At 40.2% G+C, this 22631-nt stretch carries 26 protein-coding genes; 24 read left to right on the forward strand and 2 right to left on the reverse strand.

Annotation, left to right across the window (positions count from 1 at the left end; genetic code table 11):
* The first annotated feature begins 131 nt into the window (after positions 1-131).
* The 7 genes from MKY65_RS09250 to MKY65_RS09280 all read left to right on the forward strand — a co-directional run bounded on the left by MKY65_RS09250 (position 132) and on the right by MKY65_RS09280 (position 5291).
* Positions 132-680 carry an MFS transporter gene (locus MKY65_RS09250; RefSeq protein ID WP_339184175.1) on the forward strand — a complete coding sequence of 183 codons (549 nt, stop codon included), beginning with the start codon at positions 132-134 and terminating at the stop codon, positions 678-680.
* Between the two features lie 98 nt (positions 681-778).
* On the forward strand, positions 779-1375 hold the full coding sequence (locus tag MKY65_RS09255) for a hypothetical protein (RefSeq protein WP_339184177.1): 597 nt from the start codon (positions 779-781) through the stop codon (positions 1373-1375).
* A gap of 91 nt (positions 1376-1466) precedes the next feature.
* Positions 1467-2366: a PhzF family phenazine biosynthesis protein gene (locus MKY65_RS09260; RefSeq protein WP_339184179.1), complete on the forward strand. Its 900-nt coding sequence runs from the start codon at positions 1467-1469 to the stop codon at positions 2364-2366.
* A 71-nt stretch (positions 2367-2437) separates the two neighbouring features.
* On the forward strand, positions 2438-2578 hold the full coding sequence (locus MKY65_RS09265; RefSeq protein WP_339184180.1) for a hypothetical protein: 141 nt from the start codon (positions 2438-2440) through the stop codon (positions 2576-2578).
* Between the two features lie 14 nt (positions 2579-2592).
* Positions 2593-3240: an HAD-IA family hydrolase gene (locus tag MKY65_RS09270; protein WP_339184182.1), complete on the forward strand. Its 648-nt coding sequence runs from the start codon at positions 2593-2595 to the stop codon at positions 3238-3240.
* 35 nt (positions 3241-3275) lie between these two features.
* Positions 3276-4295: a serine hydrolase domain-containing protein gene (locus MKY65_RS09275; protein ID WP_339184184.1), complete on the forward strand. Its 1020-nt coding sequence runs from the start codon at positions 3276-3278 to the stop codon at positions 4293-4295.
* A gap of 123 nt (positions 4296-4418) precedes the next feature.
* On the forward strand, positions 4419-5291 hold the full coding sequence (locus tag MKY65_RS09280; RefSeq protein WP_339184186.1) for a hypothetical protein: 873 nt from the start codon (positions 4419-4421) through the stop codon (positions 5289-5291).
* A 397-nt stretch (positions 5292-5688) separates the two neighbouring features.
* Here MKY65_RS09280 and MKY65_RS09285 read toward each other — a convergent pair whose 3' ends face one another.
* Positions 5689-7062, reverse strand: coding sequence for a transposase (locus tag MKY65_RS09285; RefSeq protein WP_339181899.1), 1374 nt, complete (start codon positions 7060-7062; stop codon positions 5689-5691).
* Positions 7063-7549: 487 nt separating this feature from the next.
* Here MKY65_RS09285 and MKY65_RS09290 point away from each other — a divergent pair, with 487 nt between their 5' ends.
* From MKY65_RS09290 to MKY65_RS09355, 14 genes are all read left to right on the forward strand, one after another.
* Positions 7550-7852: an urease subunit gamma gene (locus tag MKY65_RS09290; protein ID WP_339185181.1), complete on the forward strand. Its 303-nt coding sequence runs from the start codon at positions 7550-7552 to the stop codon at positions 7850-7852.
* Positions 7853-7863: 11 nt separating this feature from the next.
* Positions 7864-8193 (forward strand): urease subunit beta, encoded by a 330-nt coding sequence (gene ureB, locus MKY65_RS09295; RefSeq protein WP_193064540.1) that lies wholly within the window; start codon positions 7864-7866, stop codon positions 8191-8193.
* On the forward strand, positions 8183-9892 hold the full coding sequence (ureC, locus tag MKY65_RS09300) for an urease subunit alpha (protein WP_339184189.1): 1710 nt from the start codon (positions 8183-8185) through the stop codon (positions 9890-9892). Before ureB ends, ureC begins: the two co-directional genes overlap by 11 nt.
* Before the next feature lie 11 nt (positions 9893-9903).
* Entirely contained in the window at positions 9904-10359 is a 456-nt protein-coding gene (locus tag MKY65_RS09305) for an urease accessory protein UreE (RefSeq protein ID WP_339184191.1), read from the forward strand.
* Positions 10352-11038 carry an urease accessory protein UreF gene (locus MKY65_RS09310; protein ID WP_339184192.1) on the forward strand — a complete coding sequence of 229 codons (687 nt, stop codon included), beginning with the start codon at positions 10352-10354 and terminating at the stop codon, positions 11036-11038. The genes MKY65_RS09305 and MKY65_RS09310 overlap by 8 nt, the downstream gene beginning before the upstream one ends.
* Positions 11039-11053: 15 nt before the next feature.
* The gene (gene ureG / locus MKY65_RS09315; protein WP_339184194.1) at positions 11054-11665 is read left to right on the forward strand and encodes an urease accessory protein UreG; all 612 of its coding nucleotides are present in this window, start codon (positions 11054-11056) and stop codon (positions 11663-11665) included.
* Between the two features lies 1 nt (position 11666).
* The gene (locus tag MKY65_RS09320; RefSeq protein WP_339184195.1) at positions 11667-12488 is read left to right on the forward strand and encodes an urease accessory protein UreD; all 822 of its coding nucleotides are present in this window, start codon (positions 11667-11669) and stop codon (positions 12486-12488) included.
* A 99-nt stretch (positions 12489-12587) separates the two neighbouring features.
* Complete coding sequence (locus MKY65_RS09325) at positions 12588-13517, forward strand: urea transporter (protein ID WP_339184196.1); 930 nt, start codon at positions 12588-12590, stop codon at positions 13515-13517.
* 132 nt (positions 13518-13649) lie between these two features.
* Positions 13650-14171, forward strand: coding sequence for a GNAT family N-acetyltransferase (locus MKY65_RS09330; RefSeq protein ID WP_339184197.1), 522 nt, complete (start codon positions 13650-13652; stop codon positions 14169-14171).
* A gap of 60 nt (positions 14172-14231) precedes the next feature.
* Positions 14232-15818, forward strand: a complete 1587-nt coding sequence (gene nikA, locus MKY65_RS09335) for a nickel ABC transporter substrate-binding protein (RefSeq protein ID WP_339184199.1) — start codon at positions 14232-14234, stop codon at positions 15816-15818.
* 70 nt (positions 15819-15888) lie between these two features.
* Positions 15889-16818 carry a nickel/cobalt ABC transporter permease gene (gene opp1B, locus MKY65_RS09340; RefSeq protein WP_339184200.1) on the forward strand — a complete coding sequence of 310 codons (930 nt, stop codon included), beginning with the start codon at positions 15889-15891 and terminating at the stop codon, positions 16816-16818.
* Between the two features lie 2 nt (positions 16819-16820).
* Positions 16821-17666 (forward strand): nickel/cobalt ABC transporter permease, encoded by an 846-nt coding sequence (gene opp1C, locus MKY65_RS09345; protein WP_339184202.1) that lies wholly within the window; start codon positions 16821-16823, stop codon positions 17664-17666.
* Positions 17667-17676: 10 nt separating this feature from the next.
* Positions 17677-18489, forward strand: a complete 813-nt coding sequence (locus MKY65_RS09350) for an ABC transporter ATP-binding protein (protein WP_339184204.1) — start codon at positions 17677-17679, stop codon at positions 18487-18489.
* Positions 18482-19240 (forward strand): dipeptide/oligopeptide/nickel ABC transporter ATP-binding protein, encoded by a 759-nt coding sequence (locus MKY65_RS09355; RefSeq protein WP_339184206.1) that lies wholly within the window; start codon positions 18482-18484, stop codon positions 19238-19240. Before MKY65_RS09350 ends, MKY65_RS09355 begins: the two co-directional genes overlap by 8 nt.
* Positions 19241-19301: 61 nt before the next feature.
* Here the strand turns inward: MKY65_RS09355 and MKY65_RS09360 are convergent, their stop codons facing one another.
* Positions 19302-20570 carry an aminotransferase gene (locus MKY65_RS09360; RefSeq protein ID WP_339184207.1) on the reverse strand — a complete coding sequence of 423 codons (1269 nt, stop codon included), beginning with the start codon at positions 20568-20570 and terminating at the stop codon, positions 19302-19304.
* A gap of 203 nt (positions 20571-20773) precedes the next feature.
* Between MKY65_RS09360 and MKY65_RS09365 the strand changes: the two genes are divergently transcribed.
* The 3 genes from MKY65_RS09365 (at position 20774) to MKY65_RS09375 (ending at position 22610) form a co-directional block, all read left to right on the forward strand.
* Positions 20774-20959 (forward strand): hypothetical protein, encoded by a 186-nt coding sequence (locus MKY65_RS09365; RefSeq protein WP_339184209.1) that lies wholly within the window; start codon positions 20774-20776, stop codon positions 20957-20959.
* A gap of 187 nt (positions 20960-21146) precedes the next feature.
* Entirely contained in the window at positions 21147-21812 is a 666-nt protein-coding gene (locus MKY65_RS09370; protein WP_339184211.1) for a Pr6Pr family membrane protein, read from the forward strand.
* Between the two features lie 63 nt (positions 21813-21875).
* Positions 21876-22610 carry an SDR family oxidoreductase gene (locus tag MKY65_RS09375; protein ID WP_339185183.1) on the forward strand — a complete coding sequence of 245 codons (735 nt, stop codon included), beginning with the start codon at positions 21876-21878 and terminating at the stop codon, positions 22608-22610.
* Positions 22611-22631 lie beyond the last annotated feature (21 nt).

Here is a 22631-nt window from a genome sequence, read left to right on the forward strand (position 1 = left end):
TGAAGCAGGGAGATATCTACAAAACGGAATAAGCACTATGGCGGGTAGGAATGTCAGTTATACGCAGATAGGAATCTTTTTCATGCATTTCCTGAAAGCAGTATATCTCCCTTAAAGAGGAGAGAATTAAATTGAAATCGATACTCATTAACCAAGATTTTAGACGGATGTGGGGTTCAGAGTTTCTTTCTATTTTAAATGGAAGGTTTAGAGAGCTGTTGATTCCTTTAGTTGTATTAGGTCTAACCAGTTCGCCGCTGGTTACAGCCCTTGTCGCTTTGTCTCAGCAATTGGGTACGGTTCTATTTGCCATCCCAATCGGAACATGGGTAGAAACGAAGAATAAGGTCAGAATTGCATCTTCTTGTCATTTTTTATATGGAATAGGCATTTTTATGCTCGCGTTTCTTCTGGCAACACAGAATGTCAATGCAGTAATTATTGCTTCCTTGCTGTTCGTAATGGGGTTACTTGCCTTAATTAGCAGAACAGCGTTTACTTCAATGATTCCTGCCATTGCCGGCAGAGAAAATCTGTTAAAAGCACATACAAATATTGAAGCAGCTGATGCTATTGCTACTGTCATCGGCCCTGCGTTGGGTGGAATATTATTAGCAAAAACAGGCTCGGTATTAACGTTGCTTATTTGCGGGATTTTATCTCTTCTTTCTGCCTGTTGATTGGTTTTATTCGTAATAAAGAAGGTTTTATAGGGACAGAGACGGAAGAGCTGCAAAAAAGTAAATGGAGCGTGTTTTTAAGAAGGTCCATCGCTGGATTGAAGATTTTAATCTCTAATCCACAACAGCTGATTAGCACAATAGCCATGGCAATATTAGCTTTCACAACGATATTTATTACATTAACTATAATCTTTTACGCTCGGATTACATTAGAGTTGGCTGAAGGGTTCATTGGTATTTTGCTATCAAGTGCTGGGATTGGTAACATCGTTGGCATCTTTTTGATCAATAAATTTAAAAATCTAAATTGGGTGTTGCTGATGAGTTTCTTGCTGATTATCTCAGGGATAGGAATATTAATGATTACAGCAACAAACGTTTTTATTATGATGTGTTTTGGGATGGCTGTTTTTGATTGTGCGCTATCTATGGCTTTTATTGTGCAAGGTGCTGTTCACCAGGGGATTACGCCAGATGAATTCTTAACAAGAGTGAGGAGCTCCACCTATGTTATTGGCGGACTATTTTCCATACTGGGAACTTTTTTAGCGGGAGCTATTCCGGAATTATTTACGGAAAAAATTGCTTTGATGATCGGCGCTTTTATTCTATTGATGCCAGCTTGCATCTTCCTTCGTTTTGGAAAGGCTGGCGTCGCATTGAGCAAAGTAGAGCCAGTTTATAACAAATAGGAGAATGTAAGCAAAACAGCACATTAAAATTCCCGATAAATATTAAGATTTTTCATCGGGAATTTTAATATGATTACGGGAGGGACATAGCATGAAATCGGTCACAGTATATCATTATGATGCATTTAGTAAGGTGCCGAATAAAGGAAACCCTGCTGGAGTTGTTTTAAATGGGGATGAGCTGACAGATGAGCAAATGCAGGAAGTCGCATTTAAAGTAGGATTCAATGAAACGGCATTTCCAGTTAAATCAGAAACAGCAGACTTAGGGATACGTTTTTTTACGCCAGGACATGAAATGAATTTATGCGGTCATGCGACGATGGCAACGGTGTATGCGTTAAAAACAAAAGGACTGTTCGGAGATAAAAGAGAATTAACGATTGAAACTAAAGCAGGGATTTTACCAGTAAGGCTTGATTCTGCTGCTGAAAAAGAAATAACGATAACAATGAACCAGGCTGCACCGGAATTTGTAGCGTTCCATGGCTCTAAAATAGATTTAGCTCATTCAATTGGGATAGAGGAATCGGATATACATGATAACTTACCAATTCTTTATGGAAGCACAGGTGCTTGGACACTGCTGATTCCAATAAATAATTTAGAAGCTTTTCGTAAAATGAAACCAAAGAATAAAGATTTTCCTGCAATTTTAAAGGAGATGCCTAAATCGTCTGTACATCCATTTTGTATCGAAACGTATGATACAGATGCGGATATGCATGCAAGGCACTTCTCTTCTCCATTTTCAGGTACTGTAGAGGATGCAGTAACAGGAACAGCGTCGGGAGTAATGGGTGCTTATTATGCTGACTTCATAAAGGAAGATAGGAAAGATGTGATGAAGCTTGTGGTGGAGCAGGGACATGAAATTGGTAAAGATGGCAGGGTAGGTGTTCAGGTTTCTAAGAATGGGGAGTCATATGATATTCAAATTACCGGGAATGCTGTTTTTGTGAAAGATTTTGAGATTATGTTGGAAAATTAGAAGAATACAAGTAATGTATATTGATGAAAATATCTTACTGTGAAAGTCAAAATCAAGGAGTGATGATTCTAATGAAGATTATAGATAACAGAGGAGAAACGCATGAGTGGACGCTAATCGCTGTTGCATTGTTATCTCTGATTACTTTCAAGAAAATAAAGAAGGTAGAAAGATATAAAAATAAATTAAAAGGGATTTTTATTCCGTATTAAAGAGGTGGGGAAGAATGAAATCAGTAATTTTTGATATGGACGGAACATTATTTCAAACAGATAAAATTTTAGAATTGTCATTAGAAGATACGTTTACCTATTTAGCTTCTTTAGGGAAATGGGAAGGCGCCATCCCAATTGATAAGTTCCGGGAAATTATGGGAGTTCCATTGCCGGTAGTATGGGAAACTTTACTGCCGAATCATTCTGTGAAGGAAAGGGAGCACATCAATGATTATTTTCAAGATAGATTAATTGAAAATATAAAAAACGGAAATGGTGCATTATATCCGAATGTACAGAATATTTTTGAGTTTTTATTAAAGGATGGGTATACCGTATTTATCGCCAGTAATGGAGTACCAGCCTATTTAAAAGCGATTGTGGATTATTATCATTTAGATGACTGGGTTTCAGAGACTTATAGTATTGAACAAATCGAATCATTTAGTAAATCTGATTTGGTCAAAACTATTTTAACGACATATGGAATAGAGGAAGCGGTAGTGGTTGGAGACCGGATATCAGACATTAAAGCGGCAAAAGATAATGGATTGACTGCTGTAGGATGCAGCTTTGATTTTGCGAAAGAAGAAGAGCTTTCGCAAGCAGATGTTGTGATTAATGATTTAATTGAATTGAGAGGAATGCAATTCACCTAAAAAATAATGGATATTCGACAGACAGGGGGGATACAATGTTTCTCAGCTCAAAAAAGAATAAAGATTTTGTTCCTATAACAGAACATATCCTAAATACAGCGGAAAAGGTAACCTGCTCCGGAGCTGCTGCTTTTGTAATTCACAACGATAAAGTAGTATTAGAAGACTATTTTGGAAGCCAATCAAACAAATCAGGTTCAAGAATAGTTCAGGAAGATACCCAATTTCATGTAGCCTCTGTGAGGAAAAGCTATATTGGATTTGCTGTGGCGTACGCAGTCTATTATGGGAAAATTAAAGGCATAGATGATTTGATACTGCATTATTTTCCTGGACTTGATGAAGATATATGGAAGGATACAACAATAAGGCATGTATTAACCCATGCACATGGTTTACATAAAAAAGAAGGTACGGTATTTCGGGAATTTCCTGCAGGGGAAAATTGGTCATATAGACAGGTTGGAATAGATGTATTAACGGAGCTTGTAAAACAAACTACCGGTAAAACGGTATCTGAAATTGTTCATGAACAGGTTTTTAATCCTTTCGAATTTAATGAATCCAACTGGTATGCGCGAAAACAGGAGAAGCTTGTGGATGTGATTCTTGGAGATGAGTCTGATAAAAATTGGAATGTTAGTGAAAGCACGGAAGGCAACAAAATGAATATGTATGTATCTGCACGTGAATTGGCATATTGGGGCTATGTACACCTTAAGAAAGGCTATCTATATGGAAAACAAATGATACCGAAAGAAATAATACAGATGGCTGCAACGGTACAAAGCCCATCAACGATAGATAAAAACCTTCCGCAAAATGGCTTTTTTTGGTTTGTGAAAGACTTACCGGCTGAAAAAACAGAAATTGGGCAAAGCGTTCCTAAAGGGTCGTATCAGATACTGGGATATACAGGAGTAACGTTATTAGTGATTCCACAGGAAAATATAGTAGCTGTACGGATGTTTAACAGCTTCGGGTCACCTGAAGGGTATGATTATTTATCGGATGTCCGATCATTTGGAGATACGGTGATGCGTTGTTTATCATGAAGAAGAACAAAACTCCCGCTGCGTGAAGTTTCGTTATATTGGTTCCACTCCTTTTTTACAACTAGACTAGAGGTTTTGCCCCCCCTATATAAAATAATAGTTTTTAGACAGGAGGAAATCGTGTTGAGAAATGCTATTGAACTGCCAAAACAATTCAATTTTAAAGCTGCTGTTACCGATCACGGATGGTATTTACTGCCGCCTTTTCAAGCTAACGATGACAGAAGTGTTTTAAAAAGGGTAGAAGCGCTTTCGACTGGCAAAATCGTTCTGCTGCATATAACACAGAATCAAAATAAATTAATGGTAGAAACAGGGGATAAGCAAACGTTAACGAGAAAAGAAAGTGAAGAGATTGTTCGCAAGGTTAACTGGATGTTTCGTTTAGATGAGGATTTTCGTGCTTTTTATCAAATGTGCAGCGCTGACCAGAATATGCAGGAAATCGTAGTGGAAAATAAAGGAAGACTTTTACGCTCCCCAAGCATCTTTGAAGATATTGTAAAGACGATTTTCACAACCAATACGACCTGGAGCCGGACCATTGCCATGACAACGAATTTTGTGAGTCATTTAGGAGAAAGATACTCGAATGAGTCGGAATTATTTACTTTTCCTGCACCAGAAGCAGTTTTAAAGAAAGATAAAATCTTTTTAAATAAAAGCATCAAATTAGGCTATCGAAGTGATTATATTTATGATCTTGCATTAAACATATGTAATGGTGTATATGACTTAGAGGAACTTACCAATCCAGAAATGCCGACTGAAGATGTCGTTCACGAGCTGAAAGAAATTAGAGGCGTCGGACCTTATGCACTCAGCATTATTTTAATGTTATTAGGAAGATACGACTTTTTGCCAGTAGACAGCGAATTTAAAAAGCATGTAAAAAATAAATATTTCGCTGGTGAGCTTCCACCTAAATCACAATTGCAGCAGCTATATAAAGAATGGGGTGAGTTTAAGTTTTTGGCTTATTGGTTTGATAAGTGATATGAAAATGCCGGGAATAATGGAATGGGGAGTATAATCGATTATGTTCACTTCACGCCCGGTCTTATTTCAAAGTATAATTTTTATCTTAGAAAACTGTCCGTAAAACTCCCGTCAAAATCAAACGTAAAAATAAATTTATTAAGGCGTGAAATCAGATGAGCTAACTTCCTGAATCACTTAGGCTAACGCAGTGAGAGAAAAACAGTAGACTAAGTTCGCAATCTCCTGGGGCTGCGATTACTCACCCCATCGGAAACATTTGTGCGTTGAAAACTCCCACTGAATGAAATTGCGTTTTATATGCTTCATCATAAATTTTTTTCATAACGGAATGAATTTCATAATTGCTCTTTTTAAAAATACAAAGACGAACCGAATTTTCGAAAGTGTATTTTTAAAAACAAAAATTATGCGCTTGTTGTTGCTGAATAAGCTCTGCTTGGATGCGATCAGCAGCTAATTTGGAAGCATTATAAATCAAAGCGACCATGTCAAAATGAACTTTTGCACGCTTTCCAGTGCGATAACGAACATTGTTTAGCTGATAGAACTCTTTCAGATAAGCATTAACACGTTCTACTGCTGTCCGTTGTTTGAAAATATTTTTCCAAGCTTTTGATCCTCGTGCTGGTGCGGTATACCTTCTTAAATCGGTAGTTATCTTGATTTTATACACTTTTTGACAGATACCTTCATTCGCAAGGGGACAGTCGCTGCATTCCTTTGGTCTGGTATATTTCAATGTTTCGTATTTCGGATCAAAGCTGTCATATTTATAGGAATGTTCTCGCAAACAGGTTGGGGCAAAATCCTTATCAAACCCGATCATTTCGCCTTCATTGCGCTTATTATAGGCAATGACAGACTGTTGACACATGCGATGAATCTGTTCATAAATCGGTTCAAAATCATAACCCGCATCCAATGTCTGGTAAGAAGCAGACGTAAGCGGAAGTCGTTGATCCATTCCCTTCAATAGGGCAATAGCGGCTTTCCCATCATTTAAGCTGCCAGATGAAAACAAAGATTGCAGAATATATTGGCTGGATGCACCAACTGCGAGGTGGGCTTTATAGCCAAACCAGTATTCATTTTTACCATCTGCATTCTTTTTCACACCCCATTTGGGGGCTATTGGCACTTCTGCACGCAAGATGTCTAACGGAACGTCTAACTGTGCTTCGATTTTCTTTTCATACAATGGCAGGTTTGCTTCCTTTTCCGCTTGGTCTTTAAGGTACTGTTCGCGTTCTTCTTTGGATTTGCGTCCGCGCTTTTTTGGCGTAGTTTCTGATTTTTCTTCTTTTTTGGCAGGTGCCTTATCTCGTGCTTCAAAATGGGTTGCATCAATGGCAATGACTTCATCGACAATAAACCCTTCGGTGACGGCTGCCAGCGTTACGCTTTCGAAGGATTTTTCTAAAATATCTGATTCACTCAATTTCGTTACCAAGCGGGAATAAGCAGCTTCTGATGGTGTAGAATCGGAAACAAGAAATCCGCAGTTCATTTTAAAGATAAAGTCATCATTTAGACGCTTGATTAAGTCTTTGATGGTTGGGATACGCTCGATGTAGCGAATAAAAAAGGAAATAATCATCCCTGCATAATTTAGCTCAACAGGCGCTCCAAGCCGGGATTTCTTATTAATCGCATGATAAATACGATCCAGATCAATCGCTGAAATAATCGCTTCATATTTTTGGGTAGGTTCCATGTCATATAATTCTTGGATGCCAAATAGACTCGGTTGTCGTATAATGGTCATAAGAAGTACTCCTCCAGTCTTTTTATGGTTTTCTGGGTAACTACCATTATACAAGATTTGGGGAGGTACTTCTTTTTTTATGTTTCAAAAAGCTTGGGACACAAGGGCTTTGAATTATGAAATTCACTCAACGATTTAATAAATAAACCAGATTCTATTGCGAAATAAACAATATAGAATCTGGTTTATTTTTGTAGATATATCAGTGTGTTTGTACCTTCCGTAGAAATTATTCAAAACCAATTTAGTTAAAAGACTTGCATTTTTATAATATAACTCTTATGATAATTAACATAACTTCATATGTTAGATAATATAACATATGAAGTTATTCAAAAAATGAGATAAGTCGAAACCGGTGATTTAATCTATTCTTCAATGCTGGGTTAAGGAGACCAGTTTGCATCACAATAATTATCGAACTATTGGGAATAACGAGATGATTTTTTAAATGATGCATCATCAAGTAAATCAAGGAGGGAAGCTGATGAATCTGCTGCCAAGAGAAACGGATAAGCTGATGGTTGTTGTTGCCGCTGACCTTGCAAGGAGAAGAAAGGACAGAGGTTTAAAATTAAACCATCCGGAAAGTGTTGCACTGATTACTTATGAATTAATGGAAGGCGCAAGAGATGGCAAAAGTGTTGCTGAATTAATGCGCTTTGGTACAACCATACTTACGGAGGAAGATGTCATGGAAGGGGTACCTGAAATGATTAAGGATGTTCAGGTAGAAGCAACGTTTCCAGATGGAACAAAGCTGATAACTGTGCATCATCCAATTAAATAGGAGGGATTTCGATGGTACCAGGAGAAGTGCTGCCAAAAGAAGGGACGATAGAAATTAACCAAGGAAGAGATACAACGAAAGTAACCGTCATTAATTTAGGAGACCGCCCAGTACAAGTTGGATCACATTTTCACTTCTATGAAATCAATACACAGATAAAGTTTGACAGGGATACCGCTTTTGGCAAAAGGTTGAACATTCCAGCAGGAACTGCGGTCCGTCTAGAGCCGGGGGATGAAAAGACGGTGGAGCTGGTAGACTTTGCCGGAGAGAGAAAGATATATGGATTTAATAATATGACAGATGGAAGCGTCGGGAAGGAGAAAGTAAATGGCTTATAATATTCCCCGAAGACAATATGCAGAAATGTACGGACCTACAACAGGTGATCGAGTGAGGTTAGCTGACACAAATCTCATCATTGAAATTGAAAAGGATTATACTTCGTATGGGGATGAAGTTGTTTTTGGCGGAGGAAAAGTCATCCGGGATGGCATGGGGCAAAATCCGCTTGCTTTAAATGATGAAGCTGCCGATACGGTATTGACAAATGCAATTATATTAGACTACACAGGGATTTATAAAGCGGATCTCGGCATTAAAGACGGCAAAATATGCGGAATCGGCAAGAGTGGTAATGCACTGGTGATGAATGACGTCGATATTACCATAGGCGCAGCGACTGATATTATTGGAGCGGAGGGAAAAATTGTGACTGCCGGCGGAATCGATGCCCATGTTCATTTTATTTCACCGCAGCAGATTGAAACGGCGCTTGCATCTGGTTTAACAACATTGATTGGCGGCGGCACAGGACCATCTTCCGGTTCAAAAGCAACAACCGTTACACCGGGGAAATGGAATATTCATAAGATGCTGGAGGCTGCAGAAGATTATCCGGTGAATATTGGATATACAGGGAAAGGACAGGCTGCTTCGATGGAGCCGCTGGCAGAGCAAATCGAAGCCGGAGCAATCGGTTTAAAAGTACATGAGGATTGGGGAGCGACTGCTTCTGCGATTGACCATGCGTTGGAGGCCGCCGATAAATACGATGTACAGGTGGCGCTGCATGCAGATACCTTAAATGAAGGCGGATTTGTTGAAAATACAATGGCAGCACTGAAAGACCGCGTAATTCATATGTATCATACAGAAGGCGCGGGCGGTGGGCATGCTCCGGATATTATCAAATCAGCACAATATCCAAACGTGATTCCTTCCTCTACCAATCCGACCATGCCTTATACGGTCAACACGATTGAAGAGCATGTCGATATGCTGATGGTTTGCCATCACTTAAGTCCGTCGATACCGGAGGATGTAGCGTTTGCTGACTCTCGTATCCGCAAAGAAACAATTGCTGCTGAGGATGTTCTGCATGATATGGGTGTACTCAGCATTCTCAGTTCCGACTCACAGGCAATGGGGCGGATTGGCGAGGTTATTTTAAGAACTTGGCAGACAGCGGATAAAATGAAAAAACAGCTCGGTATACTTGAGGGAGATACAGAAACTGCAGATAATAATAGAGTAAAACGTTATATTGCAAAATATACGATTAACCCGGCGATTACCCATGGTATTTCCGAGTATGTCGGGTCGGTAGAGGCTGGGAAATATGCTGATTTGGTTGTTTGGCCAACGGAATTTTTCGGTGTGAAACCAGAATTGATTGTAAAAGGCGGCTCGATTATTGAAAGTGTGATGGGGGATGCCAATGCATCGATTCCAACACCACAGCCGGTTATTTATCGCCCGATGTTTGCAGCGCATGGGAAAGCAATGCAACGAACTTCCTTAACATTTGTATCCACCGCAGCCTATGAAAAGGGGATAAAGGAAGAGCTGGGTTTAGAGAAAACGGTGCTGCCTGTAAAAAACATTCGTAATCTGACGAAGAAAGATATGAAGCTGAATGATAAGACACCAACCATTGATGTGGACCCGGAAACATATGAAGTAAAAGTGGACGGTGAAGTCATAACCTGTGAACCGCTGAAAGAGGTGGCAATGGGGCAACGATACTTTTTATTTTGAGGTGATGACCAATGCTGGTTGAAAAAATTGAGATGAATGTAAATGATATAGAAGAAGCAGAGCTTGCAAAGCTGCATAAAGAAAAGGTTTATCTGGAAAGTGCCGATTTGCTGAAGCGTATTTTACGGGTGAAAACAGACCATGGAAAGGATATCGGTATTTCCTTAAAAGAAAGACAGGCCCTGACAAAGGGCGACGTTTTATATAAAGATGCATCCAATATTATTTTTATTGATGTCTATCAGGATGATGTGATTGTTATCCATCCTAAAGATATTCATGAAATGGGCGTCATTGCGCACCAACTAGGAAACCGTCATCTTCCTGCACAATTTGAAGTGGATAATATGATTGTCCAATATGATTATCTTGTAGAAGAATTGCTGAAACAGCTAGACATTTCTTATCAGCGGGAAGAGCGCAAATTAAAAGAAGCGTTTAAACATATAGGGCATAGCCATGACTAATTCATTGCTCACCTTTGTTCAGTTATGCGATTCAAACTTTCCGATTGGCGGCTTCAGCCATTCATTTGGACTGGAAACCTATATTCAAGAAGATGTTGTGAAGGACAGGATATCATTTCAAGAATGGCTGGATACGTATTTCAGGGAACAGGTGAAATATACAGAAGGGCTTGCTTTTCAACTTGTATGCGATGCGCTGTGTGAAAATGATTTGGAGCGGATTTGGCATATGGACCGGCTGCTTTATGTCCAGAACCTTCCAAAGGAAACAAGGGAAGGAAATACCCAAATGGGAGTCCGAATGCTGAAGCTGGCAGAAAGTCTGTTTGAATACGGAATACTTGCAAATTATCTAAAACGAATAAAGCAAGGGAAATCATTCGGGCACAGCGCTATTGTCTTTGCAGTTATTGCCCATTATCACAGGATACAACCTCAGGAGGGTCTTGGGTTTTACTTATATTCCCTGGTGTCCAACCTGGTACAGAATGCAGTAAGAGCTATTCCGCTGGGGCAGACAGACGGGCAGAAGATACTGCTGGAGAGTCAGCAATTAATAAATCGTGTTGCGGAAGAAATAGCTGATTTAACGATAGATGACTTTGGGATTGTTTCGCCCGGTCTGGAAATTTCACAAATGAAGCATGAGCATGTAAAAGTAAGGATATTTATGTCTTAGAAGGGAGATTTGGATATGGAACCGATTCGAGTAGGTATTGGCGGTCCAGTAGGGGCTGGAAAAACAGAGTTAGTAGAGAAAATAACAAGACAGTTAAATAATGAAATGGACATGGCGGTTATTACGAATGATATTTATACCAAAGAAGACGCTAAAATTTTAATGAAAAATGGTGTGCTGGAGGATGATCGGATTATTGGTGTGGAAACTGGCGGGTGCCCGCATACCGCTATCAGAGAGGATGCCTCTATGAATTTTGCTGCGATTGATGAATTAACCGAACGCTTTCCTGACGTGGAATTGATTTTCATTGAAAGCGGCGGGGATAATCTGGCAGCGACATTCAGTCCGGAGCTTGTAGACTTTTCTATTTATATCATTGATGTAGCCCAGGGAGAGAAAATCCCCCGTAAAGGCGGGCAGGGCATGATTAAATCGGATTTATTTATTATTAATAAAACAGATTTGGCGCCGTATGTTGGAGCGGATTTAGATATCATGGCAAGAGATACGAAAGAATTTCGAGGAGATAAACCATTTATTTTTACGAATTTGAAAAATAATGACGGATTGAACGAAGTAATTGATTGGCTGAAAGATAATGTACTGCTTCGAGGAATTGTCTAAGATGCAGAAGGAATGGACCGGAGAGCTTCAGCTTGAATTAACCGAGAAGAAGAATAAAACGGTCCCTGCGGATGTATATTTCCGAGGTGCCTTCAAAGTAATGCGTCCAATCTATTTAGACAATTCCGGGCAATTAACCTATTATCTATTAAATCCTGGAGGCGGCTATTTATCCGCAGATACATATTCCATGGATATTAGGGTGAATGAAAATGCCCGGGCAATTTTGACAACGCAATCTGCAACCAAAGTATATAAAACCCCGGGAGAGCCTGCGTATCAGTATGGGAAGTTTACCTTGAAATCGAACAGTCTGCTGGAGTATATCCCGGACCCGCTAATCGTTTATCGGGAAGGTTCGTATAAACAGCTCAACCAATTTTATGTAGATAATACCTCGACATTGATTTGCTCCGATATTATTACACCTGGATGGTCACCAACCGGAAAGCAATTCAGTTATGACAAGGTAGATTTGCAAAATGAAGTGTTTATCCATAAGGAATTAGGCGTTTTTGACCGTATTGTAACGGAACCGGCTAAAAATAATCCTTCTGTGTTTGGAAGAATGGAAGGGTATAGTCATTTAGGCTCCATGATGGTTATTAGTCCTTATGTGACAGATGAAGTAATTGAAAATATCTATGATATGATGGAGCAGAAGGACGTGAACTTCGGTATCTCGAGGTGTCCGGTCCCGGGGTTTTCTTTGAGAATATTGGCCAATCAGACGCAAATCATCGAAGAGATACTGCAAACGTGTCATGGGTATTTACGAGAAACATGGTTTGGCATGTCTCCTGTATTTTTACGGAAGTATTAAAAGGGTTTAAAAACGGTGGGGAAGACAAGCAGGGTATCTGAAAGAGCATTTAGAAATATTCGACAGCTAGCTTCCCCGGCCTTTGGAAAGGTAGATAAGATGGAACGACAAATTTCTGGAAATTATTATTTGATCAGTACGCTGCACAGTTTTTCCCAAGTAATCCTGCTGGCGAATTGGAAAACAGGGCTTTTCATTTTTTTGGGCATTCTTGTTGTTTCCTGGCAATTTGCCGTAGTATCCTTATTAAGTGTGATAATAGCGAATGTCATAGGCTATGTGCTGACAAAGAATAGAAGTTTTATAGAGGATGGATTAATGGGCTATAACGCTGTATTAACCTGTTTAGCTATTCTTATTTTTTTGGATGGACCTTATCTGTGGCTGCTTGCCTTTGCAGGAACTGGATTATCCGCATTAGCAACCGTAGCTTTAAATAATTATTTCGTGCGTATTCCGGTTCTCACTTTTCCATTCATTATTACATCGTGGCTGATATTTTTATTTCCTTATAAATTAGATTTATTCGCAATGAGTGATCAGCTTGTACCGCAGAATCTAATGCACTGGGAGTATATTGCAGGAAGCGGGATGGATTGGATTACTGCATTTTTTAAAAGCATCAGCGAAATCTTTCTATTGGATTCTGTGTGGGCAGGTGCACTGATTCTGGCAGGAATTCTGATTGCCGGAATCAGAGTTAGCGCGAGTACCATTCTATCCGCTGTCGCTGCTTTGGCTTTTGCTTACATATTAGGGGCAGAAAATGATCAGATTCAGCTTGGGCTATATGGATACAATGCGATTTTGACAGCTATAGCAGTTGGTCACACATTCAATGCCAAGGGTTCGAAAGGTATGTTTGTATACGGTCTGCTAGGAGCACTATTGACGGTGCCGATTTCTGCGAGCTTATCTATTCTGCTTATCCCATACGGCCTGCCTGTATTAACCATTCCATTTGTAATCATTACATGGCTGCTGTTGAGCGCATCAAATTCTATCTTAAAACCGGGAAATAGAGTATAATAGAAAATGAATTTTTATGATGAAGCGTTGTTGCAGAGTAACATCAATAGAGAAACGAGTTGATGTTGCCTGCAGCTATCAAGAGAGAACAACATGAAGGAATCAATCAGAGCAAGGAGACGCTGATAGGAAATGTCTATACAAACACCTGTAAAATATCGTGTGAAACAGGTCGGACAAAAGGACGCTGCACAGGTAGTGGATTTTATGACAACGATTCGAAAAGAAGTATTTCCGATGTTGGATCATCAGCAATTACCGCCGGATATGCTTCATTTTTATGCACATTATATAAATAGGAAAGAAGCGGCGTTATTTGCAGCTGTAAGTGAAGCGGGCAATGTGCTTGGTACAATTGGTTATCTGCCCTATGACAATCGTTTTGATGAGCTGCAGCAATATTACGCGCAATCGAAGACAACGGAACTGGTAAGATGCTATATAGATCCGGCATATAGACGTTTAGGAATTGGCTCTGCCCTTTATCAAACGGCTTTAAAGTCGATTCAAGCAGCAGGATACGAGAAGATTTATCTGCATACTCATCCATTTCTGCCAGGCGGGGTTCCCTTCTGGAAAGCACTGGGCTTTAAAGAAAGATTGGCTGAGTCAGATCCCGTTTGGAAAACACTGCATATGGATAGGAAGTTATAGTATTCCTTTTGCGTTAGCAGCTTCCTTAGGCATGACATCAAGAATAATAGGAGTAATAAAATGAGAAAAATAAATATAGGGCTGCTTTCGGTATTGTTTTTGCTTTTATTGGCAAGCTGCAGCAATTCGGAAAATGATACAGCAGCTAAAGATGAAATCGTATATGCCAGCTCGAAGGATATCCGCGATATTAATCCGCATTTATACAGTGGAGAAATGGCAGCCCAGAATATGGTGTTTGAATCACTGGTCAAGAATACGGAAGACGGTGTAGAGCCTTGGCTGGCGGAGAGCTGGGAGATTTCAGAGGATGGTCTGGAATATACCTTTCATTTAAGAGAGGATGTTACCTTTTCTGACGGAGAAAAGTTCAACGCAGAGGCGGTAAAACAGAATATGGATGCCATCATGGATAATGAAGAACGTCATGCTTGGCTGGATTTAGTTAATTTGATTGACGAAAATGTGGTAGTGGATGAATATACGTATAAACTTGTGTTAGAGCATCCGTATTATCCGACATTAACGGAATTGGGGCTTACCCGCCCGTTTCGTTTTTTATCTCCCAATGACTTTGTGGATGGAACGACAAAGGATGGCATCAGCGGTTATTCGGGAACAGGGCCGTGGGTTTTATCAGAACATAACGAGAATCAGGAGGCTGTGTTCACTGCCAACGATGAATATTGGGGAGAACAGCCTAAAATGAATGCAGTAAGATGGAAGGTGATGCCGGATCATCAGACCATTCTGCTTGCCCTTGAAAAAGGAGAGGTCGATCTGATTTTTGGATCCGATGGAGATATGATTGACCTGGACTCTTTCTCCGCGCTGGAAGAGCAGGGAGAGTACGTAACCGAAATGAGTGAGCCGGTCGCTTCCAGGGCAATTTTATTGAACTCCAATCGTCCTATCACTGGCGAAATTGAGGTAAGAGAAGCGCTGCAATATGCGGTTGATAAACAATCGATTGCGGATGGTATCTTAAATGGATCAGAATCTGTTGCGCCGACCTTGCTTGCATCGACAGTTCCTTACAGCGACCTTGGACTGGAGGAAAGGAAATATGATCCGGATAAAGCTAATAATCTGCTCGATGATGCCGGCTGGGAGTTGAATAGTGATGATGGATATTGTTATAAAGATGGCGAGAAATTAGAGCTTAACCTGTATTATAATTCGGATAATGCACAGGAAAAGACGATCAGTGAATATATTCAGTCTGATTTGCGGGAGATAGGTGTGGAGCTGCATATCACTGGAGAGCAGAAGCAGGCGTTTTTAGACAGACAAAAATCAGGAGAATTTGATTTGCAATATTCCTTATCATGGGGAACGCCTTATGACCCGCAATCATACCTGTCCTCCTGGAGAATCCCGGCGCATGGCGATTATCAGGCGCAGACAGGGCTGGACAAGAAAGCGTGGCTGGACGAAACAATTACCGATTTGATGATTGAGCATGATGAGGAGAATAGAGAAGCGATGTATGCGGAAGTGTTATCGTATATCCATGATGAAGCAGTATACATCCCGCTCACATACTCACGTACAAAAGCAGTCCATCGACCAGAACTGCAGGGTGTCACGTTTAATGTCTCTCAATATGAAGTTCCATTTGAAAACATGTATTTTGATACAGAGTAAATTAAAAAAAGCGGATGAAGGTCCGCTTTTTTGGTTCTTTAATGTAAGAGTAAGAATGTAGGTGGAGTAAATGAAGCGTTATATTACGAAAAGAATCATAAGCATCATTCCCTTATTAATAGGAATATCCTTTTTGGCGTTTATTCTCATTAATCTGAGCGACAGTGATCCGGCGGAAGTCGCGCTGCGGGTAAATGAAATCACACCGACAGAAACAGCTGTTGCAGAGATGCGCGAGGAGCTGGGCCTCGATAAACCATTTTTTGAAAGATATATTACATGGGTGACCAGCAGTATCAAAGGTGACTTCGGAAACAGCTTTGTTAATAATAAACCGGTGATTGAAGAAATCGGGCAGGCATTGCCAGCTACGTTGCTGCTTGCGCTGGTTGCCTTCGTTATGATTGTTTTTATCAGCGTCTCTGCCTCCATTCTATGTACGATTTATGAAGGAAGCATCATTGATCGGACCATTAGAGGCTTTGTCTTTATTGCAGAGGCCATGCCCGGTTATTGGATCGGGCTTTTGCTGATATGGTTTTTCTCAATTAAATTAAATCTGCTGCCGACAAGCGGGATGAGCTCTTGGACATCTGTTATTCTGCCGGCAGTAACGTTAGCTTTTGCTTATATTTCCACCTATGTGAGATTGATTCGAAATAATATGGTGCAAAACAAAAACGAGAATTTTGTACTTTATGCAAAAGCCCGCGGGATGAAAGAGGGTATTATTTTAAAGCGTATTTTCAAAAACTCTCTTCAGTCTGCTATTACAGCACTGGGCATGTCGATTCCCAAATTAATTGCAGGCACTGTCATTGTCGAGAATATCTTTGCCTGGCCGGGGATAGGCAGGCTTAGTGTGACAGCGATATTCAATTATGATTATCCCGTTATCCAAGCGTATGTCTTTCTGATGGCGGTTTTATTTGTCATCTGTAACTTACTGGTAGATATCGTTACTGCCATATTCGATCCAAGAATGAGAAAAGAGGTATGATCATGGGGGTTTTAAATAAATTGATGAGAGATCGTTCCGCCATGATTTGTATCATTTTCTTAACCCTTGTGGTACTGGCAGGAATTTTCGCGCCATGGCTAGCCCCGCATAGTCCAATTGATGTCAATGTAAAAGAAAAACTGGCGGGAATAAGTACAACCTATCCGCTTGGTACGGATCAGCTGGGGAGATGTATTTTTTCCAGGCTGCTATACGGGATTCGCACGACAGTTTTCATTGCCTTTATAACCATGATTGTCACGATTGTGATTGGAACATTGATTGGAGGAATCGCTGGGCTGTTTCGCGGGAAAATCGACGAGATCATTATGAGGATTTGCGATGTCTTTATGTCCTTTCCAAGTGAAGTAATGATTCTAGCCATTATCGGAATGATGGGACCGGGACTTACCAATATCGTTATCGCAAGTATTATCGCAAAATGGGCATGGTACACACGTATGGTCCGTTCGATTATCATTAAATATGCCGATAAAAACTATATTCAGTTTGCCCGAGTGTCCGGCTTCAGCAGATGGCATATTTTCAAAAAGCATATCATGCCGAATGCCATCGGCGAGATTTCGGTCCTGGCCACACTTGATGCAGGTTCGGTGATTTTAATGATTTCCGCTTTATCCTTCCTCGGGCTGGGAGTGCAGGCACCGACGCCTGAATGGGGAATGATGTTAAACGAAGCGAAGAACGTGATGACCATCTATCCGGAATTAATGCTTGCTCCGGGAATAGCAATTCTTGTTGTGGTAGCGGCATTTAATTTTCTTGGGGACAGTCTGCAGGATGCCTTTAATGTTAAGCGTGGAAAGCGCGGTAAAAGAATGAGGTGATTGCTTGGTTATGCTGGAAGTGAAAAATTTATCGATACAAGATACACAATCAAACGAGGTTATTGTTGAAGATATATCTTTTAAATTGGAACGCGGCCGCAGTCTGGGCTTTGTCGGGGAAAGCGGCAGCGGCAAGTCAATGACGGTGAAGGGGATGCTGAGGCTTACAGCGCCCTTGATAACCGTTTCTGGCGCAGCCTATTTTGAAGATGCGGATATGCTGAGGATGAAGACAAAATCAATTCGAGATATAAGAGCCCGGCATATCAGCATGATTCTGCAAGATGCCATGTCCGCCTTTGATCCGTTAGATACCATTGGAAAGCAGATGCAGGAAACGCTATGTGAGAATTTGAAAATTGCCAGGACAGAGGCCAAACAAGTATTCTTGAGAGAATTGGAAAGAGTGGGGATAAAGGAAGCTGCACAGGTGCTGAAGAAATATCCGCATCAATTGTCCGGCGGAATGCTGCAACGATGTATGATTGCCATTGCAGCAGCCGTACAGCCTGATATTATTATTGCGGATGAACCAACCACTGCGCTGGACGCTATTACTCAAAGCGAAGTCATTGCAACGTTTCAGCGTCTCCAGACTCAATCGGGGACCACCTTTATTTTTATTTCTCACGATCTCGGCGTTATCCAACAGCTGACGGAAGATGTGCTTGTGATGAAAGACGGGAAACAAGTGGAATATGGCAGGACAGAAGATATATTTCAGCATCCACAAAATGAATATACAAAATACTTGGTGGATACAAGAATCAAATTGACCCGCGCGTTTGAACAATCGATGAGAAAGGATTCCTATCATGCTTAAAGTAAAAAATGTCTATAAAACCTATCCGAAAACAGGAGCAGGCTTCAGAAAAGGAAGATTATCTGTCTTAGCGGACGTATCCTTTCAGATTCATGACGGAGATTGGGTTGCCTTAGTCGGGGAAAGCGGCAGTGGTAAAAGTACATTAAGCAGATTGATATTAGGCTTGGAAAAAGCAGACAGCGGCAGTCTGTTGCTGGAGGGGAAAAATCCAGCAGCGTGGAGAAAAGAAAATAGAGGACAGATGAGTGTGGTTTTTCAGGATTATACGTCTTCAGCCAATCCTGCTTTCCAGGTAAAAGATATTATCATGGAACCATTGAAGGCTTTCGGCCGGAATCATCCGATACAGGAAACAACGGAAAGTTTAATGGAGAAAGTCGGTCTGTCTAAGGAGTTAGCAGAACGTTATCCGCATGAGTTAAGCGGCGGACAGTTGCAGCGGGTATGTATCGCCAGGGCAATTAGTACAAAGCCAAGATTTCTGGTTCTGGATGAAGCGGTCAGCTCGCTTGATGTTTCTGTTCAAGCACAAATCTTAGAGTTACTCGATACGCTAAAAAAAGAAATGGATATGACCTGTCTATTTATCGCACATGACCTACAAACCGTTGCTTATCTATGTGATCAAGTGATGTTTTTAAATGAAGGGAAAATCGTTGAGCAAATAGAGACAAAAAATCTGGCAAATGTGCAGAGTGCTTATGCGAAGAGGCTGTTGGAAGCGGTGGTTCGGTTTAGGGTGGAATAGAATTCTACTATATAAAACATGCCATTTGCCTGCTAAACCGGCAAATGGCATGTTACATCTTTTATAATAATTTTTTCGTGCTTACAAGAATAATGCATGTACATAATACGTCGATTGCTTTTTCCACTTCCTCTAATGATGGGAATGATGGCGCAATACGAATGTTTCTGTCACGTGGGTCTTTCCCATATGGAAAGGCTGCTCCGGCTCCGGTTAAGGTGACTCCAGCCTCTTTGGCAAGACGGATTACTTCAGAAGCACAGCCGTCCATCGTATCTAAGCTGATAAAATAGCCTCCATCCGGTTCTGCCCATGTAGCAATACCATAAGAATCCAATTTGGAATGAAGTATTTCTATTACGGCATCAAATTTAGGCTTCATAATTTCAGCATGCTTTTTCATGTGTTCCAGCAGATTACTATAGTTTTCAAAAAAGCGGACATGGCGCAGCTGATTTACTTTATCAGGACCAATTGTCTGCACGCTTAACTGTTCTTTAATAAAGCTGATATTTTCCCTGCTTGCTGCTACGACTGCAACACCAGAGCCCGGGAAAGTCATTTTGGAAGTAGATGCAAACATAAATACTCTGTTTGGGTTTCCGTGTTCCTTACATGCTTCCAATATATTTTTTAATTTTGGAGGATGATCCGTCAGGTCATGAATGGCATACGCATTATCCCAGAAAATTTTAAAATCCTTTGCTTTCGTTTCCATTTTAGCTAAACGTTCCACGACCTCATCACTATATGTAATACCCTCGGGATTACTATATTTCGGAACACTCCACATTCCTTTGATGGACGCATCGTTGCGTACAAGCTCTTCCACCTTGTCCATATCCGGACCGTCATTCAGCATCTCTACGGAAATCATTTCGATATCGTATTGTTCACAAATCGTAAAATGCCTGTCATAACCAGGGACAGGGCATATAAATTTAATTGCATCTTCTTTACCCCAAGGAGTTTCGCTATCAATAACGCCTTTAATCAATGCTTTTGAAATCAGATCATGCATGATATTCAGGCTGGCATTACCTCCGATTAAAATCTCCTCTGTATCTACTTCTAATAGATCTTTAAATAATGCTTTTGCTTCTGGCAGACCATCTACCATCCCATAATTTAAAACAGAAAAGTTATCCCCAATATTTTTAGAAGTAACGCTGTCTAACAATTCCAATGACAATTGCAGCTGCTCAGCGCTTGGCTTTCCTCTAGCCATATTTAAGGATAGATTTTCTTTCTTGATTGCATCCAATTCTTTCTTTGTTTTTTCATGAAGATGTTGCAGACTGGAATGATCCATCTGTTGTAGCGTGCTCATTTTATCCCTCCGGCATGTGTAACTTAATTTTATCTCTTGTTAATTATTTTATTTCATTCAATAAGAATTGCAAGGGAAAACATGAGAAGTTTACAAATCTATTTAATAAGGAAGCATTTCCTCTATAAAATTGTTAAATAATTGAAACATTTCCCGGCTGTATTCCGTAAAGAAAGATAATAAGAAAGGGAAGGAATAAGATAATGAGTGACTGGTGGGAAAAGAAGAAATCGAAAACAAGGAAAAGCAGAAAAGGAAAAGGAGATTATACAAAGACCGATTTGTTTTTTGATATTCTTTTTTGGATTCCGGAAGTTATCATTCTTCCGATTCGGATTCTCTTTTGGTCATTTAGAGGCGTGCTGAGATGGGTGACGGATGTAATGTGAAGCGGGGATGGAGAAAGTTAGTTTGGAGATCGTTTCTGCATTAATAAACTGTTTAAATTCAACTATAAGAGCAGGAGTTATGGCAGATATGTAGAATTCTATAATAGGAGCAGCTGCAAATCAGGTAACAGAGCAGCCTTAATTGAGCTGCGCTATTTTGTATAGAAAACAAGATAGGAGTATTTATATGGGAAATGTAATCAAAAGACCATTCAGGTTAAAGCCGGGTTTTCATTTATTAATCGGGCTTACAGGTTTTATCAGTGTTATTTTACACGTTGCCTACTCCCCTGACCCCTTGGTGTCGCTAACGAAATTTACGTTTCAATCGAATTTAATGGTTGCGATAACCTTTCTGTGCAGCAGCTTTGCCATTTCATATCGTAAAAATCAGAGTCCATTCTTGGATTTTTTCAAAAATGCTTCCGTTATTTATATGTTTGTATGCATTTTTACCTATCATTTTCTTCTTGCCAGCGGGGGTGAATATACTGGCATCCGCACCATTACGAATGTTATGCTGCATTATTTTATTCCGATAGCCGTCTTTATTAATTGGCTTCTTTTGGAGACGAAGAAAAGATACAGCTATAAATATATTTTTTATTGGATGATTTATCCGGTTATTTATTGTGTTATTTCAAGCTTGAGAGGATTAATGGACGGGTTTTACCCCTATTTCTTTTTAAACCCCAATGGCGAGATTCCGGCAGGCGTGGGAAGTTATTCAAATGTTGCAGGCTTTATTGCCGCTTTTTTATTTGTTTATATTATTCTTGGGTTTCTGCTGATTGTATCTAATCGAATATTTTTGTATATCGGTCATAAGGATGGAGCTATTTCGTCGCGATAGATTTGCATGAAAGAGTTTGAGGAAATGGATATATAATAAAATGAAATAAAGGAGATTTTAATGGTGCTTCAAAATAGAAAAATTATCGTTACTGGTGCAGCTGCTGGAATCGGGAAGGAAGTGGTCCGGCAGTGTATAGAGGAAGGCGCGGCTGTTATAGCGTGTGATAGGAATCAAGAAGGACTGGATGATTTAAAGCAGAGGATAGATCATCGCGACAAATTATTTACATATGCATTAGATATCAGCAGCTATGAAGCAGTTTCTGCATTCTTTCATTATCTGGAAACAGAACATCCCGAGTTAGATGGATTAGTGAATAATGCAGGTATCTACTTAGCAAAAAATATTTCAGATTATCAAGAGGATGAAATAGACAAGGTATTAGACGTGAATGTGAAAGGAGGCATTTATTTCTCGCAGCTGTTTGGTGAAAAACTGCTTCAAGCAAAGCATCCTGGCGTGATTGTCAATATGTCCTCCGTTGCAGGGATGGAGGGGAGCTCAGATGCAATCTATGGTGCTTCAAAAGCAGCAATTCTGGGGCTGACGAAAAGCTGTGCCATGAATTTTTCTCCATACATCCGGGTAAACGCTGTTGCGCCGACGATGGTGAACACCTCGATGATGGAAGTCGTCCCTTCGTGGAGAAAAAAAGAATATTTACATAGCGAATTAGTTGATACACCAGTAACTGCTAAGGATGTTGCTGAAACAGTGGTGTTCTTGTTATCGGATAAGTCGAAACATTATACAGGAGCTACGTTTGATATTAATAATGGCGGTTACATGAGATGAAGCTGTACGTTAGGGGGAAAC

The organism is Oceanobacillus sp. FSL W7-1293, assembly GCF_037969815.1.
In the GTDB taxonomy this organism is placed as follows: Bacteria; Bacillota; Bacilli; order Bacillales; family Amphibacillaceae; genus Oceanobacillus; species Oceanobacillus oncorhynchi.

Excerpts from the sequence above, each read along its gene's own strand:
- MKY65_RS09350 (WP_339184204.1), top strand. The coding sequence starts at position 17,677 with ATGCTGGAAGTGAAAAATTTATCGATACAAGATACACAATCAAACGAG.
- MKY65_RS09290 (WP_339185181.1), top strand. The coding sequence starts at position 7,550 with ATGAATCTGCTGCCAAGAGAAACGGATAAGCTGATGGTTGTTGTTGCC.
- MKY65_RS09310 (WP_339184192.1), top strand. The coding sequence starts at position 10,352 with ATGACTAATTCATTGCTCACCTTTGTTCAGTTATGCGATTCAAACTTT.
- nikA (WP_339184199.1), top strand. The coding sequence starts at position 14,232 with ATGAGAAAAATAAATATAGGGCTGCTTTCGGTATTGTTTTTGCTTTTA.
- MKY65_RS09265 (WP_339184180.1), top strand. The coding sequence starts at position 2,438 with ATGAAGATTATAGATAACAGAGGAGAAACGCATGAGTGGACGCTAATC.
- MKY65_RS09275 (WP_339184184.1), top strand. The coding sequence starts at position 3,276 with ATGTTTCTCAGCTCAAAAAAGAATAAAGATTTTGTTCCTATAACAGAA.
- ureB (WP_193064540.1), top strand. The coding sequence starts at position 7,864 with ATGGTACCAGGAGAAGTGCTGCCAAAAGAAGGGACGATAGAAATTAAC.
- opp1C (WP_339184202.1), top strand. The coding sequence starts at position 16,821 with ATGGGGGTTTTAAATAAATTGATGAGAGATCGTTCCGCCATGATTTGT.
- MKY65_RS09285 (WP_339181899.1), bottom strand. The coding sequence starts at position 7,062 with ATGACCATTATACGACAACCGAGTCTATTTGGCATCCAAGAATTATAT.
- MKY65_RS09365 (WP_339184209.1), top strand. The coding sequence starts at position 20,774 with ATGAGTGACTGGTGGGAAAAGAAGAAATCGAAAACAAGGAAAAGCAGA.
- MKY65_RS09330 (WP_339184197.1), top strand. The coding sequence starts at position 13,650 with ATGTCTATACAAACACCTGTAAAATATCGTGTGAAACAGGTCGGACAA.
- MKY65_RS09270 (WP_339184182.1), top strand. The coding sequence starts at position 2,593 with ATGAAATCAGTAATTTTTGATATGGACGGAACATTATTTCAAACAGAT.
- MKY65_RS09305 (WP_339184191.1), top strand. The coding sequence starts at position 9,904 with ATGCTGGTTGAAAAAATTGAGATGAATGTAAATGATATAGAAGAAGCA.
- ureG (WP_339184194.1), top strand. The coding sequence starts at position 11,054 with ATGGAACCGATTCGAGTAGGTATTGGCGGTCCAGTAGGGGCTGGAAAA.
- ureC (WP_339184189.1), top strand. The coding sequence starts at position 8,183 with ATGGCTTATAATATTCCCCGAAGACAATATGCAGAAATGTACGGACCT.
- MKY65_RS09370 (WP_339184211.1), top strand. The coding sequence starts at position 21,147 with ATGGGAAATGTAATCAAAAGACCATTCAGGTTAAAGCCGGGTTTTCAT.
- opp1B (WP_339184200.1), top strand. The coding sequence starts at position 15,889 with ATGAAGCGTTATATTACGAAAAGAATCATAAGCATCATTCCCTTATTA.
- MKY65_RS09360 (WP_339184207.1), bottom strand. The coding sequence starts at position 20,570 with ATGAGCACGCTACAACAGATGGATCATTCCAGTCTGCAACATCTTCAT.
- MKY65_RS09355 (WP_339184206.1), top strand. The coding sequence starts at position 18,482 with ATGCTTAAAGTAAAAAATGTCTATAAAACCTATCCGAAAACAGGAGCA.
- MKY65_RS09320 (WP_339184195.1), top strand. The coding sequence starts at position 11,667 with ATGCAGAAGGAATGGACCGGAGAGCTTCAGCTTGAATTAACCGAGAAG.
- MKY65_RS09260 (WP_339184179.1), top strand. The coding sequence starts at position 1,467 with ATGAAATCGGTCACAGTATATCATTATGATGCATTTAGTAAGGTGCCG.
- MKY65_RS09325 (WP_339184196.1), top strand. The coding sequence starts at position 12,588 with ATGGAACGACAAATTTCTGGAAATTATTATTTGATCAGTACGCTGCAC.